We start from the raw sequence: 20,968 nt of genomic DNA, 5'->3' as shown, positions 1-20,968 counted from the left end.
AGCCTTTTTTGCTTACTTTTTTTGGCGTCTGAAAAAAAGTGAGTCGCCGTAAGGGCGAAACCGCCAGCGGCCGTTACCGCAGGAATGGATATGTACTCAGCTAGGCCGTCTTCGCGAGCAGGCTCGCTCCCACAATAGGACCGAACTCAGTACCCGTTAGAGCCATAGTCCGGAGTAAACGCAAACCCAACCACCCGCTCAACCCCCGTCTCCAATCGCCCATCCGGCAACAACCGCAACCACCGATACCCCGGCGCCTGCGAGCCCACCGCAAAATCCTCACTCCCCGGCTCAAACTGAATACACGTCGAAGGCGAAGCCAACAAACGAACCCCCTCGCGCACCCGATCAATCTCCTGATGCACATGCCCCCACAACACCGCCCGCACCTGCGGAAACCGATCCAAAACAGCAAACAACGCCTCAGGATTACGCAACCCGATCGGCTCCATCCACGCACACCCAATCGACACCGGATGATGATGCAGACACACCAGATGATGCCGCTCCGGCGCCTCGCTCAGTGCATTGGCCAACAGAATCAACTGTTCCTCGGCCAAGAATCCCGGCACCGAACCCGGCACGGCGGAATCGAGCATCGTCACCCGCCAATTGCCAATATCCACCACCGGATCGAGCAACGTACTTTTGACCGCCGCCTCAAGCATCACCCGCGGCTCATCATGGTTACCCGGAATCCACCGCGCAGGCGCATCGATACCCGCAGTCAATTGCCGAAACGCCGCGTAGGATTCCAACGTGCCGTCCTGGGACAGGTCGCCAGTGGCAAGCATCAAGTCGATATTCGGCTGTTGTTCGAGCACCAGATCAATGACCGCTCGCAAGCTGTCACGGGTGTTCATGCCCAGCAACGAGGCATCGGCCTCGGCGAACAAATGGCTGTCGGACAGTTGGACCAACAGCGCCGCATCGGCCGTGGTCAAGCTGGATACGCTCGGCAAATCGCTTTCTCCCAGGCGCAATCACGCCGTTGCATGAAGCGGCAATTATGCTGGGGAAGATCGAAAGGGGAAACCCGCGAACCGGAACCGGTTCACAACCAGCGTTCACGGCTACCGAACAACTTCGAACTCGTGGCCCAGCGCCAGGCAATGACTCAGCCACTCGCCCAGGAACAGGTTCAACTGGGCTTTTTCATCCGGCTGGTGCATTGACGCATTGGGGTAAGGATAGATGCCACGAAAGCGTCGTGCATGTTCGGCGCTGACAACCTCGGCCATGCGCGCATCGTGATAGACCTGAACTTCCAACTGCGGCACCGGCAGCCAGGGCAGGCTATGTTCCTGGCGGACCTGCAACGTGGTGGTGTAGGGGCAAGTCTGCAGCACTTCGAGGGCCAGCACGCCGAGCATCTGGTCGCCGTGGGTCACGGCGATGCGACGCGGCAACGGGTCGTTGCGCATGTCCGGCAACAAGCGCATCAGGCGGGCGTAATTGGCCTCGCAGGCAGCCTGCAACCCCACCAGATCGACGCGATAACGATCGCGCAGCTTGTTCAGGACCATAGCCCCCTCACTTCATCACGGTTCAAGGCCAGCCATTGCAAGGCAATGATGCTGGCCGCGTTGCAGATACGCCCGTCGCGCACTGCTTGCAGCGCGTCTTCGAAAGCCCAGGTCTTTACGCGGATATCTTCAGCTTCTTCCAGCAGGCCATGCAGGCCGCCCGCCCCCGTGCTGTCGCAACGCCCCAGGAAAAGATGCACGAATTCATCGCTGCCGCCCGGCGATGGAAAATACTTGGTCATCGGCCAGAGCGCGGCGAAGACAAGCCCAGCTTCCTCCTGCGCTTCGCGATGAGCAACTTCTTCCGGCTGCTCATCCTTGTCGATCAGGCCGGCCACCAATTCCACCAGCCAAGGATTGGCGCTCTTGCCCATGGCACCGACGCGAAACTGTTCGATGAGCACCACTTCATCGCGCTGCGGGTCGTAGGGCAACACGCACACCGCGTCGTGGCGAACGAACAGCTCACGGCTAATTTCACGGCTCATGCCACCGGCGAACAGTTCGTGGCGCAGGCGCACGCGATCAAGTTTGTAGAAGCCCTTGTAGCAGCTCTCGCGCTCGACGATCTCCACGGTGCTCGGTGTGGCGTTGGCGAAATCAGTCATGACAATCCTCGTGTGCAATGGATCAATACGAGGTTCCAACCTCGACTTCGCGCCATCCTAACGCGCCCGTACCGTTTGATGCAGCCCCTTTCCGGCGATCGGGATGGACGGCTGCCCTTAAAATTACTCTAATGAGCTTAGTGGCGAACTGATTGCCCTGCCGACAGTCGAAGCGGGTAACTTTTCGCCTTTCCCTGTTTCACGAAGGACGCCCATGTCGCTTTACAAAATTGCTTCCCTGGCCGCCATTGCCCTGACCCTGGGTGCGTGCCAAAGCCTGTTCCAACCCAATTACCGAGCGCCGCTGGAGACCACTCGCGATGCCTCGGAGCAATTGCAACCCGGCTGCGCCAGTGCCGACTGCCCCCTGGTGAACATCGACACCCTGCACTTTCCCACCGAGCCTGCGCTGGACGGCATCGTCGAGAAACGCTTGCTGCAACTGACCCGCACCCCGGGCGCCCCGGTGGCGCCGACGCTGGCGGCCTACCGCGAGCAATTCCTGCGCACCGCCGCGCCGCGCAACAGCAGCTATTTGCAAGCCAAGGTACGCGAGCAGCATGACGGCTTGGTGATCATCGAGTTGTCGAGCTATTTGGACACCGGCGGTGCCCACGGCACGCCGGGTCGCGGCTTCATCAACTACTCGCGCCAGCAACACAAGGTGTTGGAACTGTCGGACATGCTGTTGCCGGGCCAGGAAGAAGCGTTCTGGAAAGCCGCCCAGGTCGCCCACAACAGTTGGCTGATCAGCACGAAGCTGGATCAGGAACCGGACTTCCTGAAACAGTGGTCGTTCCAGAAAACCCCGCACATCGCGCTGACCTACGGCGGGGTGATCCTCAAGTACGAAGTGAGCACCATCGCGCCGTACGCCCTGGGCCACATCGAATTGAAGATCGCCTACCCACGCCTCAACGGCATCCTCAAGCCCGAGCTGTTTCCCGGCCGTAGCTGAAGGCCCGGCCCAACAGCAGTTGCAGCAGCCCTGCCAGGATCAGCGACGGCAGGGTTGCGCCGATGTCCGGATAGAAATTGGCCAGCAGGTGGTAAGTGCTTACCCCACCCAGCCAGGCCAACAATGCCGGCCAGCGCAACGCGGCCGACTGCACTTGGCTGCTGCGCTTGCGCAGGATGAAGTGGTCCACCAGCACCACGCCGAACAGCGGCGCGAACACCGAGCCGATCAGCAACAGGAAGTTCTGGTATTGCGCCAACGGCGCGAGGCAGGCGATCACGGTGCAGATGAAACCAATCGCCAAGGCCAGGTGCTCGACTTTCAACCCCGACAACATCCCCGTCGATACCGCTGCCGAGTGGATGTCGGCGAAGGCGTTTTCCGACTCGTCCAGCAGGATCAGCAACAGCGGGATGCCCAACCCGGCGCCGGCCAGGGCCAGCAGCAACGCGTTGACTTCGCCGCTTGGCGCGAACGCCAGGGTGTAGGCCACGCCCAGGCTCATCAGCCAGAAATTGCCAATAAAGAAGCCCACGGCAGTGCCGCCGAAAACATTTTTGGCGCGCTTGCCGAAACGCGAGTAGTCGGCGATCAACGGCAGCCAGGACAACGGCATGGCAATGGCGATATCAAAACCCACTGCCAGGGACATCGAGCCGTCACCGGCCTGGGCCCACAGTGCCGCCAGGTCGGCCTTGGCGAAGAGGTTCCAGGTCAACCAGATGCAAGCCGCCAGCAGCAACCAGATGCCCCATTTGCGCAGGACCTTGCGCACAAACGTCAACGGCCCACTCACCGCGAGCAAGGTTGCCAAGGCGCCGAAGAACAGCGTCCACAGCAATGGGTTCGCACCCAGGCTGCCTTCACTGAAGGCTCGGGCGCCAAGGAGGCTGGCGGCGTCGCGCATGACGATGATTTCAAACGAGCCCCAACCAATCAGCTGCAGCAGGTTCAATACCGCCGGCACGCTCGCGCCCTTGCCGCCGAGGCTGAGCTTGAGGGCGGCCATGGCCGACAGGCCGGTGTCGCTGCCGATCACCCCGACGGCGGCCAGCAGCAGGACGCCCACCAGCGTGCCAAGAAAAATCGCCAGCAATGAACCGCTCAGGCCCAGGCCCGGCGCGAGCAAGGCGCCGACCTGCAAGACCATCAGGCCGATGCCGAGGGAGAACCACAGGGAAAACAGATCGCGGGTGCCGAAGACGCGTTTGTCCAGGGGGACAGCGGTGTCGGGGGAGTACGTGCTGGGTTGGATGTTCAAGGGTTGTTATCTCAGAGGAATATTTGTTGTTTTTTTGGCCGCTATCGCGAGCAAGCTCGCTCCCACAAGGGACCACAGGTGCGCACAGATTTTGTGTCCACAGTAGATCCTTTGTGGGAGCGAGCTTGCTCGCGATGAGGGCAGTGAAAACACCGCCCTCCTCAGCTCAAATCACATTTTCTTGTAAAGCTGACTGCCTTCCTTCTTGAACCGCTCAGCCTGCTCCGCCAAGCCTTGGGCGACATCCACATCCACCGCTTCGATGCGCTGGTTGGCGGCGTATTCGCGCACTTCCTGGGTGATTTTCATCGAGCAGAATTTCGGCCCGCACATCGAGCAGAAATGCGCCACCTTGGCCGAGTCCTTCGGCAGGGTTTCGTCGTGGTACGAGCGGGCGGTGTCCGGGTCGAGGCCGAGGTTGAACTGGTCTTCCCAGCGGAACTCGAAACGCGCCTTGCTCAAGGCGTTGTCGCGGATCTGCGCGCCCGGGTGGCCCTTGGCAAGGTCGGCTGCGTGGGCGGCGATCTTGTAGGTGATGATCCCGGTCTTGACGTCATCCTTGTTCGGCAAACCGAGGTGTTCCTTCGGCGTGACGTAGCAGAGCATGGCGCAACCGAACCAGCCGATCATCGCCGCACCAATGCCCGAGGTAATGTGGTCGTAGCCCGGCGCAATGTCGGTGGTCAGTGGGCCGAGGGTGTAGAACGGCGCCTCGTCGCAGCATTCGAGCTGCTTGTCCATGTTCTCCTTGATCAACTGCATCGGTACGTGGCCCGGGCCTTCGATCATGCATTGCACGTCGTGTTTCCAGGCGATCTTGGTCAGCTCGCCGAGGGTTTCCAGCTCACCGAACTGCGCTTCGTCGTTGGCGTCGGCAATCGAACCCGGACGCAGGCCATCGCCCAGCGAGAAGCTGACGTCGTAGGCCTTCATGATTTCGCAGATGTCTTCGAAATGGGTGTAGAGGAAGTTCTCCTTGTGGTGCGCCAGGCACCACTTGGCCATGATCGAACCACCACGGCTGACAATACCGGTGACGCGCTTGGCGGTCATCGGCACATAGCGCAGCAACACGCCGGCGTGGATGGTGAAGTAGTCGACGCCCTGCTCGGCCTGCTCGATCAGCGTGTCGCGGAACAGCTCCCAGGTCAGGTCTTCGGCGACGCCGCCGACTTTTTCCAGGGCCTGGTAGATCGGCACGGTACCGATCGGCACCGGCGAGTTGCGGATGATCCACTCGCGGGTTTCATGGATGTGTTTGCCAGTGGACAGGTCCATGACCGTATCCGAACCCCAGCGAATGCCCCAGGTCAGCTTCGCCACTTCTTCTTCGATGGACGAACCCAGCGCGCTGTTGCCGATGTTGCCGTTGATCTTCACCAGGAAGTTACGGCCGATGATCATCGGTTCCAGTTCGGTGTGGTTGATGTTGGCCGGGATGATCGCGCGGCCACGGGCGATTTCGTCACGCACGAATTCCGGGGTGATGACTTTCGGCACGCTGGCGCCGAAGCTGTGGCCGGCATGTTGCTGATCCAGCAGGCCGGCGGCACGGGCGACTTCCAGCTTCATGTTTTCGCGGATGGCGACGTACTCCATCTCGGCGGTGATGATGCCTTTGCGCGCGTAGTGCATCTGGCTGACGTTGGCGCCTGGCTTGGCGCGACGCGGATTGTTCACGTGGGCAAAGCGCAGCTTGGTCAGCTCGGGGTCGGCCAGGCGCTCCTGGCCGAAGTTGGAACTCAGGCCCGCCAGGCGCTCAGTGTCGCCACGGGCTTCGATCCACGGCGAACGCACGTCGGCGAGGCCTTTGCGCACGTCGATGATCACGTTCGGGTCGGTGTAGGGGCCCGAGGTGTCGTAGACCACCACCGGCGCGTTGATTTCGCCGCCGAAGTCGGTCGGGGTCACGTCGAGGCTGATTTCGCGCATCGGCACGCGGATATCCGGGCGACTGCCCTGGACGTAGATTTTTTGCGAACGGGTAAAGGGCTGGACCGATTGCTGATCGACCTGGGCCGATTCACTGAGGTTGGTCGCGTTTTTTGATTTTGTCGTCATCACGGGCTCTCCAGACACACATCCAGGCAGTGGATTTTTTGTCGGAGCGAACCTGTAACGAATGGACGCGCCCTTGCACGAAAGTGCGGACGCTGTGCTTGCTGCTCGGAGGTGTTCGATTGTCGAACAACATCCCGGACGAAGCACAAGAGGACTCGCCGGGTGACGAGAAATCTTGTTCCCTACGCAGGCGTTAACCTGATCAGGTTCAACGGGATCCGAAATTATTCGATCTCAGCCTCATAGCAAGGCACCCCGACAAGAACCCGGCCAGTCTAGACACAACCGGCGCAGAACGCCATCGCCCGGGCAAAAGCCGTGATGAATGGCGCAAATACAGGATTGTTGCCGTGCGTAGGCGCAACTACACTCGCTACGCCGCGCGCCTGTTTTGCGCACTCAATTTGAACGTAGGGATCGCCTCATGCTGCGCAAACTCTCACTGGCCCTTGCCGTGTCTTGTGCGTCCAACGGAATGGCCTGGGCCGCTGAAGCCCCTTTGTCCACCAAGACCGATCTGGTCAGCGTGTACCAGGAAGCGGTGGACAACAACGCCGACCTGGCCGCCGCCCGCGCCCAATATGGCGCCCAGAAGGAAGTGGTGCCCCAGGCCCGCGCCGGGCTGCTGCCCAACCTGTCGGCCGGCGCCGACCTGAACAACACCCGTACCGAACTCGACCAACCGGCAATGACCGCCACCCGCAGCTCCACGGTCTACCAGGCCACCTTGTCCCAGCCGATCTTCCGCGCCGACCGCTGGTTCCAGTTGCAGGCGGCCAAGTCGGTGAATGAGCAGGCATCGCTGCAACTGTCCGCCACCGAGCAGAACCTGATCCTGCAAAGCGCCGAAGCCTATTTCAACGTGCTGCGCAGCCAGGACAACCTGGCCTCGACCAAGGCCGAGGAAGCCGCTTTCAAGCGTCAGCTCGACCAGTCCAACGAACGTTTCGACGTGGGCCTGTCGGACAAGACCGACGTGCTGCAATCCCAGGCCAGCTACGACACCGCCCGGGCCAACCGGATCATCGCCCAGCGCCAGGTCGAAGACGCCTTCGAAGCACTGATCACCCTGACCAACCGCCAATTCAACTCGATCCAGGGCGTCGTCCACACCCTGCCGATCCTGCCGCCGACGCCGAACGACGCCAAGGCCTGGGTCGACACCGCCGCCAAACAGAACCTCAATCTGCTGGCCAGCAACTACGCCGTCGATGCCGCCGAAGACACCCTGCGCCAACGCAAGGCCGGCCATGCGCCGACCCTCGATGCAATCGCCCAGTACCGCAAAGGTGACAACGACGGCCTCGGCTTCACCAACCCGAGCCCGACCGGCCAGCGCTACGGCGGCGACGCCGAGCAACGCACCATCGGCCTGCAATTGAGCATCCCGATCTACAGCGGCGGGCTGACCAGCTCGCAGGTTCGCGAGTCCTACTCGCAACTCACCCAGACCGAGCAGCAGCGCGAAGGCCTGCGTAGGCAAGTCGTGGAAAACACCCGCAACCTGCATCGCGCGGTGAACACCGATGTGGAGCAGGTCCAGGCCCGGCGCCAATCGATCATCTCCAACCAGAGCGCGGTGGACGCCACGGAGATCGGCTATCAGGTGGGCACCCGCAACATCGTCGACGTGCTCGACGCCCAGCGCCAGCTGTACACCTCGGTGCGCGACTACAACAACGCCCGGTATGACTACATCCTCGACAACCTGCGCCTCAAGCAAGCGGCAGGGACCTTGAGTCCGGAAGACTTGCAAGCCTTGTCCCGCTACCTCAAGCCTGATTACAACCCGGATAAGGACTTCCTGCCGCCGGACCTGGCACAGGCTGCGGCACAGCAGTTGCGCTCACGGCCGGCGCAATAACTCATCCGCGACGAATCGCCCGTGGCGAGGGAGCTTGCTCCCGCTCGGCTGCGAAGCAGCCGTAAAACCGGACACCGCGATTCTGTCTGCCAGAACGCGGTGACTGACGAGGGCCTGCTTCGCAGGCCAGCGGGAGCAAGCTCCCTCGCCACAACTGCGCCCGCCATAAGTTCAGCGATTAACGTTTGTCGAGCAACCGCCCCAACCCATCCAGCAATCGCTGCAACGCACCCTGGTTGCGGCGCATCACCGCCAATCCCGCCTCGGCCATACGCTGGGCATCCCGAGGCAACTCGAACAGGCGCTGCACCGCCAGGGCCAAGCTCTCAGCGTCTTCCACTTCCGCCAAGGCCCCGTCCGCACGCAGTTGCGCGGCGATTTCGAGGAAGTTGAACAGATGCGGCCCGCTCAGCACCGGTTTTGCCAGCGCCGCCGGTTCGAGCAGGTTATGTCCGCCGTTGGGCACCAGGCTGCCGCCGACAAACGCACTGTCAGCCAGTGCATAGAGAAACAGCAGCTCGCCCATGGTGTCGCCCAGCAGCACCGACGTTTGGGCGTCGACCGGTTGAGCACTGGAACGCCGGACCGTGGCAAAACCCTCGCGCTCACACAATTGCGCCACCGAATCGAACCGTTCCGGATGACGCGGCACCAGGATCAGCAACGCATCGGGATAGCTGTCGAGCAGCCGACGGTGAGCGGCCAATACCACCTCATCCTCACCCTCGTGGGTGCTGGCGGCGATCCACACCGGACGGTCCACCGCTTGCCATTGGCGACGCAAGGCGCTGGCGCTTTCGAGCAGTTGCGGATCGATGGTCAGGTCGAACTTGATGGAACCAGTGACTTCGACGGTCTGCGCCCGGGCACCGAGTTGGCGAAAACGCTCGGCCTCGGCTTCGGTCTGCACCGCGAACAGGTTCATTTCGGCGAGCATCGGCCGGGTCAGCTTGGGGAAGCGCGCATAACCACGCGCCGAGCGCTCCGACAGCCGTGCATTGGCCAACGCCACGGGAATGCCCCGCCGGGCGCATTGATGGATGTGATTGGGCCACAGTTCGGTTTCCATGATCACCGCCAGTTTCGGCCGGACCCGGTCGAGAAAACGCTTGGCCGCGCACGGCAAGTCATAAGGCAGGTAGCAATGCTGGATGCGCGGTTCATCGGCAAACAACGCCTTGATCCGCTCCGAACCGGTGGGCGTCATGCACGTCACCGTGATCGGCAGCTGTGGATAACGTTGCAGTAACGCGCGAATCATCGGCGCGGCGGCGATGCTTTCGCCCACCGACACCGCATGGACCCAAATGCCGCCCGGCACCATCGGCGGCAAGCCCCACGAGAACCGCTCGCCGATACGCCGCGCATACGCCGACGCCTTGCGGGCCCGCAGCCACAGCCGAATCGCTACCAGTGGCAGCCCCAGATAAAACAACGCGCTATAGAGAGTTCTGTTCATGGCGGCGGAGTTTATCGGTTTTTCAGCCAATCGCCTGCAACTGCACGGCAAAACGTTCCGCCAGCCAACGGGCCGCAGGGCCCAAGGGTTCGTCGCGGCGCCAGACCAGTTCCACCACCAGGGCCGGCGGGGTCCATTCGCTGTTGAGCTCGACCATATCCCCCAGGTACGCCGGGTACTGCACGACATGCCGCGGCAACCAGGCCCAGCCCAGGCCACTTCTCAACCACTCGGCCAGCACGTAGAAACTGTCAGCGCGCCAGACCTGCGGGCTGGCCTGTTCGCTGCCGGGATAGACGCTGGATTGGGTCGCCATCAGCAACTGGCGGTGCCGGGCCATTTCCAGGCATGACACATATTCATGGTTCGCCAGAGGATGATCCCGGCCGCACACCGTGACCATCTCGACGCTGCCCAGCACCCGGCGCTCCAGCGCCTCGGGGATCTGGTCGTGATAGAACAACAACCCGAGGTCGGCGCGACGTTCCACCAGTTTGCGCGCCACATCACCTTGGGCGGCGCTGGCCAGCTGTACTTCAAGCGTGGGAAATCGTTCGGCCAGCGCCGCCAGGCTGTCGATCACCGGTTGATAGGGCATGGCCTCGTCCTGGGCCAGGCGCAACGAGGCTTCCTGCCCGCGCATCAAGGCCAGGGCACGGCCGTTGAGGCGCTCGCATTGGCGCAACACTTCCCGGGCCTCCTCAAGCAGCGTCACGCCCGCATCGGTGAGCTTGGGCTGACGACCGCTGCTGCGCTCGAACAGGCTCACCCCCAAGTCCTCCTCCAACATGGCAATCGCGCTGCTGATAGCTGACTGGGCCTTGCGCTGGTCCCGGGCCACGGCGGAAAACGAACGCTTCTCGGCGACACCGACGAACAGCCGCAGTTGTTCCAGATTCCACTGAGTATTCATGGCGCGACCTATCTCTATTGCAGATAGGTAATGACTTTACCCCATCTGCCCAATCCCTAGAATGGGGCCATCGAACGACGCAACAGTCACAGAGGATTCGCCCCATGAACGCCTACTACTACCTCGCCATTGCCATCTGCGCCGAAGTCATCGCCACCGTGTCGATGAAAGCGATCAAGGGCCTCAGCGCGCCACTGCCCTTGCTGCTGGTCATCGTCGGCTACGGCACTGCGTTCTGGATGCTGACGCTGGTGGTGCGCACCGTTCCGGTGGGCGTGGCCTATGCGGTCTGGGCCGGCCTGGGGATCGTCATGGTCAGCGTCGCGGCGCTGTTCATCTACGGGCAGAAACTGGACGTGCCGGCGATGCTGGGGATGGCGTTGATTGTGTTGGGGGTGGTGGTGATCCAGCTTTTCTCCAAAACTGCCGGACACTGAAAACCACTGCTCATCAAACTGGAATGCCTTTTCACTGAGCTGGAACGCATCTGTGGCGAGGGAGCTTGCTCCCGCTGGGTTGCGCAGCAGCCCCAAAAAGCTTGGGACCGCTACGCGATCCAACGGGAGCAAGCTCCCTCGCCACAAAAGCGTTGCTCGCCAGGTGCCGACATTGATCGCCAACAAATGCCCTCTTCGTCGAGTCTGTATACTGCGCCCTCGTCTTGAATTCTGAGGTCGCTGCATGCCATCCGTTATTTCCACCGACATTCTGATTGTCGGCGCCGGAGTCGCCGGCCTCTGGCTGAATGCGCGCTTGCGTCGCCAGGGGTTTTCAACCGTGCTGGTGGAAAGCGCCAGCCTCGGCGGCGGGCAGAGCGTCAAATCCCAGGGCATCATCCATGGCGGCGCGAAGTACGCCTTGCATGGCGCCCTGACCGGCGCTTCGGAAGCCATCGCCGACATGCCGCGCCGTTGGCGCGAAGCGCTGAAGGGCGACGGCGAGCTGGACCTGTCAGGCGTGCGCATGCTGTCCGACGCCCATTACCTCTGGTCCCCCGGCACCCTGGCCGGCAACCTCACCAGTTTCTTCGCCAGCAAGGCCGTGCGTGGACGCGTTGACCAGGTCAAGGGCGAACAACTGCCGCCCGCCCTGCAAGACAAGCATTTCAAGGGCAAGGTCTATCGCCTGTCGGAATTGGTTGTGGATGTGCCCAGCCTGATCGTCCGCCTGGCGGAACTGGCCGGCGACAGCCTGCTGGCCGGCCAGCAAATCGAGCCGCTGCATGAAGCAGGCGCATTGATCGGGCTGAAGGTCGACGGTCGCGAAATCCGCGCCCAGCGCATCGTCCTCAGTGCCGGCGGTGGCACCGCTGACCTCCTCAAGGCCCTGGGCCTGGACCAGCCGGCCATGCAGACCCGACCGCTGCACATGGTCCTGGCCAAGGGACCGGGCCTCAAGCCGCTGTATGCCCATTGCCTGGGCGGCGGACCGAAGCCGCGCGTCACCGTGACTACCCATCCCGCCGCTGACGGCCAATGGGTCTGGTACCTGGGCGGCGACCTCGCCGAAGGCGACGCCGTCGCCCGTGAACCTGCCGCGCAGATTGCCGTCGCCCAGAAAGAACTCGGCCAACTGCTGCCGTGGATCGACCTCAGCACCGCGCAATGGGCCACGTTGCGAGTTGCTCGCGCCGAACCACTGCAATCGGGCCTGACCCGCCCCGACAATGCCTTCGTCGCCGAACAGGATCGCCTCTTGGTGGGCTGGCCGACCAAGTTGGCACTGGCTCCGGATTTTTCCGATCGGGTGATCGCAGCACTGCAACGCGACGGCATTCAGCCAAGCCAAGCAGCCCCGCTGCCGGACCTGCCGAAACCGCCGATGGGCATACCGGCCTGGGAGCAATTGCTGCCATGAGCCAACCGACCCTGCATGACTTGCATCGCCCGCTCGGCCACAACGGCCCGATGGTGTCGCCGCTGGGCCTGGGCACGGTCAAGCTCGGCCGCGACCAAGGCGTCAAATACCCCAACGGCTTTCGCATTCCTGATGACAATGAAGCGCGCATGTTGCTCAAGTTGGCGCGCGACCTGGGCATCAACCTGATCGACACCGCGCCGGCCTATGGCCGCAGCGAAGAACGCCTCGGCCCGCTGCTGCGCGGCCAGCGTCAGGATTGGGTGATTGTCAGCAAGGTCGGCGAGGAATTCAGCGACGGCCAATCGCGCCATGACTTCAGCGCCAGCCATACGCGGCTCTCGGTGGAACGCAGCCTCAAGCGCCTGGAAACGGACTATATCGACCTGGTGCTGGTGCATTCGGACGGCAATGATCTTTCGATCCTCAACGACAGCGAGGTCTACCCGACCCTGGCGGCGCTCAAGCGTGAAGGCAAGATCGGTGGTTTCGGTTTTTCCGGCAAAACCGTCGACGGCGGCTTGAAAGCCCTGGAGCAAGGCGACTGCGCGATGGTCACCTACAATCTGAACGAACGAAGCGAAAAGGCTGTCATTGACTACGCTAGCGAGCACGGCAAGGCGATCCTGGTGAAAAAAGCCCTGGCCAGCGGCCACGTCTGCCTGAGCCCCGGAGAGGACCCGGTCCGTGCCAGCTTCGAACTGTTGTTTGAGCATCCAGGGGTTGCCAGTGCTATTGTCGGCACCATTGATCCGCTGCACCTCGCCCATAACGTTGCGACCGTAGCCAACGTCCTACGTCAAAACTGAAGCCGCCCTGCGCGGCATCAAGCAGGAGCTGACATGCCGCGTACGCTCATCAGGAAGAATCCAAGCAACTTCAAGACCCTGCCCCTGTTCGTCGAAGCGACACCCGAAGGCCTGACCTACCAGAGCATCGGGATGCCGCTGAATTTCGCTCAGACCTTACAGCGCCGCCGCCCCGTAACGGTGGCCGATGCCGAACGTTTCTCCCTGGAACTGGCGAACCTGGGCGTCTCGGTGCGCCTGACCTTGCATTGGCAGAACCGCGAATATTGGGTACTGGTGCGTCAGCGTCGCCAGGATCGCGGCGACGTGGTACTCAAGCTGATCTCCGGTTACGTCCCCGCCCATGAATTGAACCTGCCGCTGCTCACCGCCATCAACGAAATAGCCGAAGAGTGCCTGCTGGAAACACCGGAAGGTTGGCTCGGCGGGCGCTTCAACGACACCTGGCTCCCCGCCCCTTATTCGAGTGCGCTGCATTATCGCGAAGCCTTGCCGTTTCGCCTGGCTCCGCTATCCGGCTCGGCCCGCCCGGTGCGTTGCGCCAACCTGCAACTGATCGAACGCCCACGGGCCTATGTGCATTTACCGACAGCATCGCTGCAATTGATTTATGACTTGCGCCTGGACGTGCCCAAGGAAGCCAAATCCCTGAGCCTGTTTCATGTCGATGAACGATTGGAGGGCGATCAACTGGTGGCCCGCCTGGACCGCAAGCGGCCCGATCTGTACCTGATGCCACTTGAAAACGGCAAGCCGATCGGTGAGCTCTACACCCTTAAACGTGATCGTCTGGTTGCGGCCAGCACCCGGGGCCTGCACTTGGCCGAAAGCTTCGCCAGTCAAGAAGGCTGGGTGGTCCGCGACGAACGCATCCGCTGGAAGGATTGGCTCGTGAAACAGGGTTTGGAAGTGCACACGCCTCGTCGCCAAGGCCTGACCAACTTGCACAAAAAGGCCATGGGCCTGATGCGCATGGTTCGCGGGACGCTGCATAAATAACGTCAAGCGGAGCGTCGTTTATCCCAATACGTCCGCCACTGCGCAAACAGGTGGAAATAACGGTTCTCTCGTTTACCCATGCTGCGCTTGGGCGAGAATGATTCTTCGGCGAAGGTACCATCGATTCGTACCCGTGAAGCCGTGGTCGCAAGTGTGCAGACTTTCACCTGTGCTTGTTGCAACGCGTATTTGAGCAGCCGTTCGGAATGCAGTTTCCTGCCCGTAGCCTCGCAAAAATCGAAAATGCGTTCGATCCGCTTGCCATAGGCCCGGTAGGCATCGCGCCCACACACAGCAAAGCGGTCATTCAAGCCTCCCCACCATTGCCAATCCGGAACGTAGGCATTCAATCGGCGCGCGTCGGGTTGGGCAAAGATATAGGCAGGCAGCGCTGTATGGTAAAAATTATCGGGACGCACAAACACGACGAAATCCGGATTGAACGGCTCCATCATGGCCGTCACGGTATTCAAGGAATTGAGCTGGTAGATCAGGTTCCTGAGCGATGCATGCTCATCTCCCCAGGTATCGCCCAAGGCCTTGACTCGCTCGAAGTCCCACCGCTCCAGGACGCCTTCGGTGGACTCCAGGCGGCCGGTCATGGTGGTGAACGGTGCGTAATTGTCCGCTTTCAGTTCACCTTGCTCCCCTGAGCGCGGACTGTTGACTTCAACGATCTTGTAGAGATGGTAAAAACACTGCACTTCGTTCCCGGCAGGAATTTGTGCCAGGACGTTTTCTTGGATGGAAGGAAAACAGATTCCCGAGTTTCTCGGAATACCAAAAAAAGCCAACGCAACTTTCACAACATTCTTCCTTTCGTAAAAAACTGCCCCGGCATCAGCCTATCAGGCAGCTCAGCCTGCCAATGCGGCTCAAGGGCGACGAAACCATTTTTGCCACCAACGCCTACGTTGCAGCGGCACCACGGTTACGTCTGCCTGGAGTAGCCATTGCCGCTCATAATCCCAAGCGTGCCCGCTCCAGAACTTTCCCGCCTCGTTGGAAAAACCCAGCGTCATGATCTGGTAGGTATAACCCGCACGACCGCGCAGCCAATCGAACAATACCAACGCATTGAAGCCCGTCGAAGGACCGACATAGCGCTTGCCATGGGGTCTGTCGACCGGGTAATTCCACAAGGGTGGTAACGGAATGCGCTCCCGATACAAGGCCACGCCCGGCAGCGGTGACATTGCCCCGGTGCATCCCACCAACATCGTGAAGCAGCGTGCGTCGGGCAGACCGAACAATCGCTGCACTTCGGCGTTGTAGGGCAGGCCAAAGAAATACGCATCGGGGGCGTTGAAGCCATGGACGAACACGTTAACGCTGTGCGGACTGAGCAGTGCCGACTTCACGCAGGTATTGAAGGTCACGACCACGTCGTCACTGCCGATGTCGAGTGCCTGGAAGTCGGCCGCGGTGATGGCTGGGTTATTCGCCACCAGCACCACCCGCGAGGCCCTTTCCAAGCAATCCTTCAACGGCTGGGGCAAGGCCTCCATCAGTGATTGATGACCGCCAGGCAATTTGTCGAGCGCCATTTCGTCAGTGATTTGAGGAGCGCGATCCACCATGTCGCTTACCCCGGCACCTGCATGCCATAGCGCAGCTTGACCCATCCGCGAGTCCACGCCGACGGAGCTTGCCAGGGACGCATGTCACGCTGGATTTCCTCGGCCAAGGCCTGCCCGACGCGCGCAAACGAATAGCGGCTTTCGGCGAAGGCCTGACCATTGCGGGCGATTCGCGCGGCCAGTTCCGGATCGCGCTGCAGCATCTCGAGCTTCTGCACCGCCTCCTCTTCGGAGCGATAGAACACGGTGTTTTCCATGTCCTCGAAGCCCAGCAGTCTGTCTTCCTCGCCCTGGCTCCAAGCCAACAACATGCAACCGCAGGCCATGGCCTCGAAATTCTTGATCATGAACTCCCCCATTCCCAGGTCGGCGCTGACAAAGATCTTGATGCGATTGAGCGTTTCCAGATACTCGCGACCTGACTGAGTACGCGTTACCAGCATACCGGTGCGTTGAGCCAGGGATTCAAGCAGCGCTCGGCGTCGAGCATATTCATTGCTTTTGAGACTGCCGAGAAAGCCAACGGGGATATCGCGTACGCTGCCGGTGTTGTGCAGCATCTGTTCGTCATAACCTTTGGAAACGAACACAGCATCGATGTTCTCAGCTTGCATCCGGCGAGCCACCAGCGCCCCTGACACCAAGGCACGGCAACTGGGCAAGCGGCGGTACAGGCGCGAATAGACACCGTAGTATTTACTTTCGCGCATGTAGTTCTGATAAGCGTCGTGCTCAAGGAAGACCAGTCCCGGAATGCACTTCAACACGCTCAGTTGCGGGGCCAGGCGTTTAACCCGCGAAAATATCACCACCCGGTCGAAATCCTGGTAATTGACCGAGGCCAGGAATCGGCCAAGCTTCTTTTGCTGCGGCTTAGTCAAGCGATAGAGGGTGCAGTCATCGCAGTTTTCTTGCACGACCTGATACAGGCGGTCGAGAATCACACGCTGTTCATCCATAACCAGAAGCATGATTTTCATAAGTTAATTAGCCACAGACCAAAACAACCAGAGCCGGTAGGCAAGCTCGACCCGCAAAGGTAGGAGCTTGCCATGTAGGACTTCCCTCGAAAGGCAACAAGGTTCAGCGGCTGCGAATCTTCTCGACGATGGCCGTCGTCGAGCTGTTTTCCACCAGCCCCAATACCTTCACTGTACCGCCGTAGGCCGTGACGATATTCGCGCCCACGACCTGATCAATCCCATAGTCACCGCCCTTGACCAGCACATCCGGCTTGACCTGTGACAGTAGGTTTTCCGGCGTGCCTTCGCTGAAACTGATCACCCAGTCCACCGCGCCGAGGCCAGCCAGGACCGCCATGCGCCGGTCAACGCTGTTGATCGGACGCCCTGGGCCTTTGAGACGGCTTACGGATGCATCGTCATTGACCGCGACGATCAGGCGATCCCCCTGGGCCCTGGCTTGCTCAAGGTAGGTCACGTGGCCGGCGTGCAGGATGTCGAAGCAACCGTTGGTGAACACGATTCTCTCGTTATGGGCGCGAGCGTCGTCCACGGCCAGCAGCAGTTGCTCCAGACCCAACACGCCCCGCTCGGACCCTTCTTCACGTTGAATGGCGCGACGCAACTCAGGCGCGCTGATAGCAGCCGTACCGAGCTTTCCGACAACGATACCGGCCGCCAGGTTCGCCAGGGCTACTGCGTGAGGCAGTTCTTCGCCAGCGGCGATGGCCGCCGCGAGCGTGGAAATCACGGTATCGCCAGCGCCCGTCACGTCGAAAACTTCACGGGCTCGGGCCGGCAAGTGCAGAGCCGGGTGATCAGGCCGCAGCAGCGTCATGCCATGCTCGCCTCGGGTGACCAGCAACGCACCCAGTTCAAGGTCGTGCATCAACTGTGCACCCTTGCTCACCAACTCGTGTTCATCAGCGCAACCGCCGACGATGGTCTCGAACTCGCTGAGGTTCGGCGTGATCAGGCTCGCACCGCGGTAGATGGAAAAATCCTTGCCCTTGGGATCGGCCAGCACCGGAATGCCACGGGCACGAGCAGCCTGGATCAACACCTGATGGTTCTTCAACGCGCCTTTGCCATAGTCCGACAACACCAGGACCTTGATCCCTTCGAGCAGATTATCGACCTCGGCGCCGAGGGACAGCGGATCGGTGGCGAACGGTTCTTCGAAATCGATGCGCAGCAGTTGCTGGTGGCGGCTGATGACCCGCAGCTTGACGATGGTTGGCTGGTGCGCAATGCGCTGGAAGATCGCCCGCACGCCTGCGCCCTTGAGGCTGTTGGCCAAGCTGTCGGCGGCCTCGTCGTCGCCGGTCACGCCCACCAGCGAGGCCGGCGCACCGAGTGCGGCGATGTTCAGGGCAACGTTGGCGGCACCGCCGGGGCGATCCTCGATGTGCTCGACCCTGACCACCGGCACCGGGGCCTCGGGGGAAATCCGTGATGTACCGCCATGCCAGTAGCGGTCGAGCATGACATCGCCGACCACCAATACAGGGGCTTGATCGAATCGCGGCATGGACAACTTCATGGAGCATCCCACATACAAAATGAACAGGGCGGGGATATTAGCACAGGGTTGGCGCAGGGCTCGTCCATGGCTGCAACGGGACGACAGCACGTACGCCCGATCACTTTTGCAGCAACGCTGCCAACCAGGCACAGGCCAGGTCCGTTTCAACCTCGTCGGTATTGATCTCGCAGTCCGGTGCAAGGGGGGCTTCGTACGGGCTGTCGAGCCCGGTGAAATTCTTGATCCGTCCGGCGCGGGCTTCGCGGTACAAGCCTTTGGGATCGCGCTGGGCGCAGACCTCGAAAGGTGTGCTGACATAGACCTCCAGGAAGGTGCCCTGGGGGAACAGTTGCCGTGCCGCTTCACGGTCCGCGCGAAACGGTGAAATGGCCGCGACAATCACGATAAGACCGGCATCGACCATCAACCGCGCCACCTCGGCAATCCGCCGGATATTCTCCGTTCGCGCTTCGGCGTCCATACCCAATCCCCGACACAGCCCTTGGCGCAGGTTATCGCCGTCCAGCAGGGACGTGTGCAAGCCCTGCTCGTGAAGCTGCACCTCCAAGGCATTGGCCAGCGTCGACTTGCCCGCTCCCGACAGGCCGGTCAGCCAGATGCAGCGTGGTCGCTGGGCCTTGATGGCAGCCCGGTCCTCGGGTGCAAGCGTCTGCACATGGGGGCTGGTCTGTGTCCGCGGCATCGATTCCTTCGATATTTCGTTCATAACCGAGCATCTCATAAGGCCGGCCATCAAAGCCTGGCGTCAGAACTCAGGCAATGTCCTGCGCGGGAGCATCCAACCCCAAGGCATGAAGACGGGCGTAATAGCCATTCTTCGCCAGGAGCTCACCATGGTTCCCCCGTTCGACGATACGGCCTTGATCCATCACCAGGATCAGGTCGGCTTTTTCAATGGTCGACAGACGGTGGGCGATAACCAGTGTAGTACGGCCTTTCATCACTTGGTCCAGCGCAGCCTGAATATGCCGTTCGGACTCGGTGTCCAGCGCTGACGTCGCTTCATCAAGAATCAACAACGGCGCGTTCTTCAGCAGCGCCCGGGCAATAGCCAGGCGTTGACGTTGGCCGCCTGATAGAAGGACGCCGTTTTCCCCCACTTCGGTGTCCAGTCCCTTGGGCAATTGCGCAATGAAGTCCATGGCATAGGCGTCCTGGGCGGCCTTTTCAATGTCGGCGCGCGGGGCTCCGGCCAGGTCGCCATAAGCGATATTATTCGCCACCGTGTCATTGAACAGCGTGACGTGCTGGGTCACCTGGGCTACATGGCGACGCAAATTGCGCAAGCGGTAGTCTTCGATTTCCACGTCGTCGAGCAGGATCTGACCCACTTCGTGGTGATAAAAACGCGGGATGAGGCTCGCCAGGGTCGACTTGCCGCTGCCCGAACGCCCCACCAGTGCAATCATCTGCCCAGGGGCAGCCGTGAAGCTGATGTCCTTGAGTACCTCGCGGTCGGCGCCAGGATAGGTAAAGCTCAGGTTGCGTACATCGAGGCGGCCGCTGACGCGTTCTTGCTCGAACGTGCCGTTGTCGATTTCCGGTTCGACGTCCAGCTGCTCGAAGATACTTTCCGCACCGGCCACGCCTTTCTGGATGGTCGAACTGACTTCCGAGAGCTGGCGAATCGGCTTGGGCAACAAACCCGCCGCCGTGATGTAGGCGACCAGATCACCGGCCGTCGCATCGCCGCGCAGGAACAGCACAAGGAACATCAATGCAGCCATGGCCGTGTAGATCACCAATTGCAGCATCGGGGTATAAACCGCCCCGGTACGCGTCATGCGCAATTGTTTATCGGTATTGCCTTGACTGGCGCGGGCAAAGCGCTCTTCTTCGTAGGTCTCGCCGCCGAAACTGCGTACCACGCGATAACCCTGGATCGTTTCGGACGCCACATGGGTAACGTCGCCCATGGCCACCTGGATCTTCTTGCTTTGCTTGCGAAATTTCTTGCTGGTATTGCTGACCATCATCGCGATCAGCGGAAGGACTGCCAGCATGACCAACGTCAACTGCCAGTTCATCCACACCAGGTAAGCGAAGAGAAACACCACCGTGAGGCCTTCGCGTATCACAACCTTGATGGCGTCGGTGGCCGCCCCCGTGACCATGGTCACGTTAAAGGTGATCCGCGAGATCAGGTGCCCGGAGTTATGCGTATCGAAATAGCGGTTGGGCAGCACCAGCAGCTTGTTGAACAACTCGACCCGCAAGTCATGAACCAACCCGAGTGAGACCCGGGCCAGGTAATAGTTGCCCAGGAACGACCCGAGGCCCTGCCAGGCGGCGATCAAAACGATCAGCAGCGGCACGGCCATCAGCAGTTTCAAATCCTTGAGATACGGCACATTCGGGAAAAGCACCGCATCGGGATTGCTCAGGCCGTCGACAAAATACTTGAGAATCCCGGCCAACATGGGCTGGGTGGAAGCGAATATCACGAAGCCCACGATACTCAGCAGGAAAATGCCCAAGTAGGGTTTGACGTATCCCAGCAGCCGGAAATAGATTTTCAGGCTGGAATCCTGTTCCGCTTTAGGCGGTGCGTCACTCATCGTCGAG

General features: G+C 61.1%; 19 protein-coding genes and 1 riboswitch. Of the genes, 6 read left to right on the top strand and 13 right to left on the bottom strand.

Translation table 11 applies throughout. The annotated features are described in order from the left end of the window. Positions 1-146: 146 nt before the first annotated feature. From cpdA to FHK92_RS27390, 3 genes are all read right to left on the bottom strand, one after another. Entirely contained in the window at positions 147-962 is an 816-nt protein-coding gene (cpdA, locus tag FHK92_RS27400; RefSeq protein ID WP_181290989.1) for a 3',5'-cyclic-AMP phosphodiesterase, read from the bottom strand. Positions 963-1,073: 111 nt separating this feature from the next. Further along, the gene (locus FHK92_RS27395) at positions 1,074-1,526 is read right to left on the bottom strand and encodes a DUF1249 domain-containing protein (protein ID WP_024618006.1); all 453 of its coding nucleotides are present in this window, start codon (positions 1,524-1,526) and stop codon (positions 1,074-1,076) included. Further along, positions 1,517-2,134 (bottom strand): NUDIX domain-containing protein, encoded by a 618-nt coding sequence (locus FHK92_RS27390; protein ID WP_181290987.1) that lies wholly within the window; start codon positions 2,132-2,134, stop codon positions 1,517-1,519. The genes FHK92_RS27395 and FHK92_RS27390 overlap by 10 nt, the downstream gene beginning before the upstream one ends. Before the next feature lie 214 nt (positions 2,135-2,348). Between FHK92_RS27390 and FHK92_RS27385 the strand changes: the two genes are divergently transcribed. Beyond that, complete coding sequence (locus tag FHK92_RS27385) at positions 2,349-3,092, top strand: DUF3298 domain-containing protein (protein ID WP_181290985.1); 744 nt, start codon at positions 2,349-2,351, stop codon at positions 3,090-3,092. Here the strand turns inward: FHK92_RS27385 and cytX are convergent. Next, a complete protein-coding gene (cytX, locus tag FHK92_RS27380) occupies positions 3,061-4,353 on the bottom strand; it encodes a putative hydroxymethylpyrimidine transporter CytX (protein ID WP_181290983.1) in 1,293 nt (430 codons plus the stop codon). The genes FHK92_RS27385 and cytX overlap by 32 nt on opposite strands. A 171-nt stretch (positions 4,354-4,524) precedes the next feature. Further along, the gene (thiC, locus tag FHK92_RS27375) at positions 4,525-6,414 is read right to left on the bottom strand and encodes a phosphomethylpyrimidine synthase ThiC (protein ID WP_181290982.1); all 1,890 of its coding nucleotides are present in this window, start codon (positions 6,412-6,414) and stop codon (positions 4,525-4,527) included. A 162-nt stretch (positions 6,415-6,576) separates the two neighbouring features. Further along, a riboswitch (TPP riboswitch) is annotated at positions 6,577-6,682 on the bottom strand. Between the two features lie 156 nt (positions 6,683-6,838). Here thiC and FHK92_RS27370 point away from each other — a divergent pair. After that, positions 6,839-8,278, top strand: a complete 1,440-nt coding sequence (locus FHK92_RS27370) for a TolC family outer membrane protein (RefSeq protein ID WP_181290980.1) — start codon at positions 6,839-6,841, stop codon at positions 8,276-8,278. 178 nt (positions 8,279-8,456) lie between these two features. On the opposite strand, the gene waaA is transcribed toward FHK92_RS27370, so the two are convergent. Together waaA and FHK92_RS27360 are read right to left on the bottom strand one after the other, a co-directional pair. Next, positions 8,457-9,737, bottom strand: a complete 1,281-nt coding sequence (gene waaA / locus FHK92_RS27365; protein WP_181290978.1) for a lipid IV(A) 3-deoxy-D-manno-octulosonic acid transferase — start codon at positions 9,735-9,737, stop codon at positions 8,457-8,459. 22 nt (positions 9,738-9,759) lie between these two features. Beyond that, positions 9,760-10,650 (bottom strand): LysR family transcriptional regulator, encoded by an 891-nt coding sequence (locus FHK92_RS27360; RefSeq protein ID WP_181290976.1) that lies wholly within the window; start codon positions 10,648-10,650, stop codon positions 9,760-9,762. Positions 10,651-10,754: 104 nt separating this feature from the next. Between FHK92_RS27360 and FHK92_RS27355 the strand changes: the two genes are divergently transcribed. The 4 genes from FHK92_RS27355 (at position 10,755) to FHK92_RS27340 (ending at position 14,315) form a co-directional block, all read left to right on the top strand. Continuing rightward, positions 10,755-11,087 (top strand): DMT family transporter, encoded by a 333-nt coding sequence (locus tag FHK92_RS27355; RefSeq protein ID WP_181290974.1) that lies wholly within the window; start codon positions 10,755-10,757, stop codon positions 11,085-11,087. A 244-nt stretch (positions 11,088-11,331) separates the two neighbouring features. After that, on the top strand, positions 11,332-12,507 hold the full coding sequence (locus tag FHK92_RS27350) for an NAD(P)/FAD-dependent oxidoreductase (RefSeq protein WP_181290972.1): 1,176 nt from the start codon (positions 11,332-11,334) through the stop codon (positions 12,505-12,507). Then, positions 12,504-13,316, top strand: a complete 813-nt coding sequence (locus tag FHK92_RS27345) for an aldo/keto reductase (protein WP_181290970.1) — start codon at positions 12,504-12,506, stop codon at positions 13,314-13,316. The genes FHK92_RS27350 and FHK92_RS27345 overlap by 4 nt, the downstream gene beginning before the upstream one ends. A gap of 33 nt (positions 13,317-13,349) precedes the next feature. Continuing rightward, the gene (locus FHK92_RS27340; protein WP_181290968.1) at positions 13,350-14,315 is read left to right on the top strand and encodes a metal ABC transporter ATPase; all 966 of its coding nucleotides are present in this window, start codon (positions 13,350-13,352) and stop codon (positions 14,313-14,315) included. 2 nt (positions 14,316-14,317) lie between these two features. On the opposite strand, the gene FHK92_RS27335 is transcribed toward FHK92_RS27340, so the two are convergent. The 6 genes from FHK92_RS27335 to msbA form a co-directional block, all read right to left on the bottom strand. Continuing rightward, positions 14,318-15,121: a hypothetical protein gene (locus FHK92_RS27335; protein WP_181290966.1), complete on the bottom strand. Its 804-nt coding sequence runs from the start codon at positions 15,119-15,121 to the stop codon at positions 14,318-14,320. Between the two features lie 69 nt (positions 15,122-15,190). Next, positions 15,191-15,895 carry a hypothetical protein gene (locus FHK92_RS27330; RefSeq protein WP_181290964.1) on the bottom strand — a complete coding sequence of 235 codons (705 nt, stop codon included), beginning with the start codon at positions 15,893-15,895 and terminating at the stop codon, positions 15,191-15,193. Positions 15,896-15,900: 5 nt separating this feature from the next. Then, positions 15,901-16,875 carry a glycosyltransferase gene (locus FHK92_RS27325; RefSeq protein ID WP_181290962.1) on the bottom strand — a complete coding sequence of 325 codons (975 nt, stop codon included), beginning with the start codon at positions 16,873-16,875 and terminating at the stop codon, positions 15,901-15,903. Positions 16,876-16,978: 103 nt separating this feature from the next. Next, complete coding sequence (hldE, locus tag FHK92_RS27320) at positions 16,979-18,400, bottom strand: bifunctional D-glycero-beta-D-manno-heptose-7-phosphate kinase/D-glycero-beta-D-manno-heptose 1-phosphate adenylyltransferase HldE (RefSeq protein WP_181290960.1); 1,422 nt, start codon at positions 18,398-18,400, stop codon at positions 16,979-16,981. A gap of 100 nt (positions 18,401-18,500) precedes the next feature. Then, complete coding sequence (cysC, locus tag FHK92_RS27315) at positions 18,501-19,109, bottom strand: adenylyl-sulfate kinase (protein WP_181290959.1); 609 nt, start codon at positions 19,107-19,109, stop codon at positions 18,501-18,503. Positions 19,110-19,155: 46 nt separating this feature from the next. Then, a complete protein-coding gene (gene msbA, locus FHK92_RS27310) occupies positions 19,156-20,961 on the bottom strand; it encodes a lipid A export permease/ATP-binding protein MsbA (protein WP_181290957.1) in 1,806 nt (601 codons plus the stop codon). Positions 20,962-20,968 lie beyond the last annotated feature (7 nt).

This window comes from Pseudomonas brassicacearum subsp. neoaurantiaca, assembly GCF_013608025.1.
In the GTDB taxonomy this organism is placed as follows: Bacteria; Pseudomonadota; Gammaproteobacteria; order Pseudomonadales; family Pseudomonadaceae; genus Aquipseudomonas.
Note: the sequence above shows the minus strand (reverse complement) of the source record. Positions and strands in the feature narration are given on the sequence as shown.

What these genes read in the sequence shown, in the direction of transcription:
- FHK92_RS27330 (WP_181290964.1), bottom strand. Translation starts at nt 15,895, where the DNA reads ATGGTGGATCGCGCTCCTCAAATCACTGACGAAATGGCGCTCGACAAA.
- FHK92_RS27390 (WP_181290987.1), bottom strand. Translation starts at nt 2,134, where the DNA reads ATGACTGATTTCGCCAACGCCACACCGAGCACCGTGGAGATCGTCGAG.
- FHK92_RS27355 (WP_181290974.1), top strand. Translation starts at nt 10,755, where the DNA reads ATGAACGCCTACTACTACCTCGCCATTGCCATCTGCGCCGAAGTCATC.
- FHK92_RS27325 (WP_181290962.1), bottom strand. Translation starts at nt 16,875, where the DNA reads ATGAAAATCATGCTTCTGGTTATGGATGAACAGCGTGTGATTCTCGAC.
- FHK92_RS27395 (WP_024618006.1), bottom strand. Translation starts at nt 1,526, where the DNA reads ATGGTCCTGAACAAGCTGCGCGATCGTTATCGCGTCGATCTGGTGGGG.
- hldE (WP_181290960.1), bottom strand. Translation starts at nt 18,400, where the DNA reads ATGAAGTTGTCCATGCCGCGATTCGATCAAGCCCCTGTATTGGTGGTC.
- cysC (WP_181290959.1), bottom strand. Translation starts at nt 19,109, where the DNA reads ATGAACGAAATATCGAAGGAATCGATGCCGCGGACACAGACCAGCCCC.
- waaA (WP_181290978.1), bottom strand. Translation starts at nt 9,737, where the DNA reads ATGAACAGAACTCTCTATAGCGCGTTGTTTTATCTGGGGCTGCCACTG.
- FHK92_RS27360 (WP_181290976.1), bottom strand. Translation starts at nt 10,650, where the DNA reads ATGAATACTCAGTGGAATCTGGAACAACTGCGGCTGTTCGTCGGTGTC.
- FHK92_RS27340 (WP_181290968.1), top strand. Translation starts at nt 13,350, where the DNA reads ATGCCGCGTACGCTCATCAGGAAGAATCCAAGCAACTTCAAGACCCTG.
- FHK92_RS27370 (WP_181290980.1), top strand. Translation starts at nt 6,839, where the DNA reads ATGCTGCGCAAACTCTCACTGGCCCTTGCCGTGTCTTGTGCGTCCAAC.
- msbA (WP_181290957.1), bottom strand. Translation starts at nt 20,961, where the DNA reads ATGAGTGACGCACCGCCTAAAGCGGAACAGGATTCCAGCCTGAAAATC.
- FHK92_RS27345 (WP_181290970.1), top strand. Translation starts at nt 12,504, where the DNA reads ATGAGCCAACCGACCCTGCATGACTTGCATCGCCCGCTCGGCCACAAC.
- thiC (WP_181290982.1), bottom strand. Translation starts at nt 6,414, where the DNA reads ATGACGACAAAATCAAAAAACGCGACCAACCTCAGTGAATCGGCCCAG.
- FHK92_RS27385 (WP_181290985.1), top strand. Translation starts at nt 2,349, where the DNA reads ATGTCGCTTTACAAAATTGCTTCCCTGGCCGCCATTGCCCTGACCCTG.
- FHK92_RS27350 (WP_181290972.1), top strand. Translation starts at nt 11,332, where the DNA reads ATGCCATCCGTTATTTCCACCGACATTCTGATTGTCGGCGCCGGAGTC.